The following is a 2,467-nucleotide window of genomic DNA, read 5'->3' on the forward strand; positions in this document are numbered from 1 at the left end:
AACAGCCGCACCATGGCGGGGGCGGCAGGACTGCAGGCACGCGGCTTCGACATACGCGGCATTCGCCCGCCGACAGTGCCTGAGGGTACGTCGCGCCTGCGCATTTCGCTGACTCTCAACGTCGACGAAGCCGACATTTCCGCCATGGTCGAGGCTCTCGTCGGAGTGTTGGCCACAGCATGACCAAACGCATCGTCGTCACCGGAACAGACACTGGAATTGGCAAGACAGTGTTTTCGGCCGGACTTGCCGGGCTGCTCGACGGCTTCTACTGGAAGCCGGTGCAATCGGGCCTCAACGAGGAGACCGACAGCGAGGTCGTCGCCCGGCTTTCCGGCTTGCCCGACGGACGCGTGCTGCCCGAAGTCTATCGACTGACGATGCCGCTGTCGCCGCATCGATCAGCCGAAATCGACGGCGTCGCGATCGAGGCCGACGATCTTTCATTTCCGGTCCTGCCGACACCGCTCGTCATCGAAGGCGCCGGCGGGCTGATGGTGCCGCTCAATCGACAGACAAGGTTCATTGACATATTCGAACAATGGCGGCTGCCGGTCATACTGTGCGCCCGCACCGCGCTTGGCACCATCAATCATACGCTGTTGTCGATCGAGGCCCTGAAAGCCCGCTCCATCCCGCTCATCGGCATTGCCTTCATTGGCGAAGAGGTGGCCGATACACAAAGGACAATCGTGGAATTCGGCGGCGTGCCGCAGCTGGGCAGGCTGCCGCACCTCGGTCCGCTGACGGGTGAAACGTTGAGAGATGCAATGATTTCCGGCTTCGACCTGGCCATGATTGCCGGAGGCGACTGATGGCGGAGTCTCGAGTCTGGCATCCGTTCACGCAGCACGCGCTAGAGCCCTCGGTCCCTGAAATCGTGCTGACTGAAGGCGCCTATCTCCACAAGGCCGAAGGCTTCCGCATCCTCGATGCGATTTCTTCCTGGTGGGTCGTCACCCATGGCCATCGCCACCCCCGCATCATGAAGGCCATCGAGACGACCGCTTCGAGCCTCGACCAGATCATCTTCGCGGGCTTCACCCACGAGCCGGCCGAACGGCTGGCCGAGGCGCTTGTCGGCATCGCACCCGCCGGCCTCGACCGGGTGTTCTATTCCGACAGTGGCTCGACCTCAGTCGAAGTCGCGCTGAAGATGGCGCTCGGCTATTTCCGCAACATCGGCGCGCCGCGTTCGCGCATCGCCGTCATGGAGCACAGCTATCATGGCGACACGATCGGGGCGATGAGCGTCGGCGCCCGCGGCGTCTTCAACGCCGCCTATGATCCTTTGCTGTTCGAGGTCGACGCCATCCCCTTCCCGGCCGCCGGGCGCGAGCAGGAAACGCTGGATCGGTTCGAGGCCGTTAGCCGCGACCGGCGCGCAGCCGCGCTGATCGTCGAGCCGCTGGTGCTTGGCGCCGGCGGCATGCTGATGTATCCGGCCTGGGTTCTTGCCGAATTGAAGAGGATCGCCGAAGCCTCCGGCACGCTGCTGATCGCCGATGAAGTGATGACCGGCTGGGGGCGCACCGGAACCATGTTTGCCTGCGAACAGGCGTCCGTCTCGCCGGACATCTTGTGCACGTCGAAAGGTCTGACCGGTGGTACCATCCCGCTGGCCGCCACGATCGCCACCGATGCCATCTTCCACGCTCACTTTTCGGAGGATCGCAAGAAGACGTTTTTCCATTCGAGCTCCTACACCGCCAATCCGATCGCCTGCGCGGCAGCACTTGCCAATGTCGAGATCTGGCGTGACGAGCCGGTGGCCGAGCGGATCGCGGTCTTGAGCGCGAGGCAGGCCGCCGGGCTGCAACGCTTCCGGGGCAATCCATATTTCACCGACTGCCGGACAACCGGCACCATCGCGGCACTCGACCTACGCACCGGCTCAGCCGGTTATCTGGCCGAGATCGGGCCAAAACTGCGCGCTTTTTTCCTTGAGCGCGGCCTGTTGGTGCGCCCGCTCGGCAATGTCCTCTATCTTCTGCCGCCCTATTGCATCACCAGCGACGAATTGGACGGGCTCTATGACGCGATAGAGGAGGCCGGCGAACGCTTCGGCTCGCGGCCATGAACCTATCGTCGCGCGTTCTCGGCTTCGGCCATCATGCGCCGACGCGCAAGGTCGAGAACCCGGAAATCGAAGACCGGCTCGGGCTTGAGCCCGGCTGGATCGAGCGGCGCACCGGAATTCGCTCGCGCTTCTGGGCAACAGACGAAGACACGCTGTCGGGCCTTGCCGCCTCTGCCGGCGACATGGCGCTGACCAATGCCGGTATCGACCGCGGCGACGTCGGTCTACTCTTGCTCGCCACGTCGACGCCCGATCACCTTCTGCCGCCAAGCGCGCCGCTGGTCGCACATCGGCTGGGGCTAGGCCGCGCCGGAGCGATCGACCTGACCGGCGCCTGCGCCGGCTTCATCTATGCGCTGATGTTCGCCGACGGGCTCACCCGCCTGC

At 64.3% G+C, this 2,467-nt stretch carries 2 protein-coding genes and 2 pseudogenes; all 4 read left to right on the top strand.

The features are described 5' to 3' along the window. Positions 1–183, top strand: a pseudogene (locus EN984_RS31150) (8-amino-7-oxononanoate synthase); the annotation flags it as partial. Then, entirely contained in the window at positions 180–815 is a 636-nt protein-coding gene (bioD, locus tag EN984_RS31155; protein WP_127269495.1) for a dethiobiotin synthase, read from the top strand. The pseudogene EN984_RS31150 and the gene bioD, both read left to right, overlap by 4 nt. After that, on the top strand, positions 815–2,080 hold the full coding sequence (locus tag EN984_RS31160; RefSeq protein WP_127270883.1) for an adenosylmethionine--8-amino-7-oxononanoate transaminase: 1,266 nt from the start codon (positions 815–817) through the stop codon (positions 2,078–2,080). Before bioD ends, EN984_RS31160 begins: the two co-directional genes overlap by 1 nt. Next, positions 2,077–2,467 (top strand): annotated as a pseudogene (locus EN984_RS31165) (3-oxoacyl-ACP synthase); the annotation flags it as partial. The gene EN984_RS31160 and the pseudogene EN984_RS31165, both read left to right, overlap by 4 nt.

The organism is Mesorhizobium sp. M7A.F.Ca.CA.004.12.1.1 (assembly GCF_003997835.1).
Lineage (GTDB): Bacteria > Pseudomonadota > Alphaproteobacteria > Rhizobiales > Rhizobiaceae > Mesorhizobium.

Excerpts from the sequence above, each read along its gene's own strand:
- bioD (WP_127269495.1), top strand. The coding sequence starts at position 180 with ATGACCAAACGCATCGTCGTCACCGGAACAGACACTGGAATTGGCAAG.
- EN984_RS31160 (WP_127270883.1), top strand. The coding sequence starts at position 815 with ATGGCGGAGTCTCGAGTCTGGCATCCGTTCACGCAGCACGCGCTAGAG.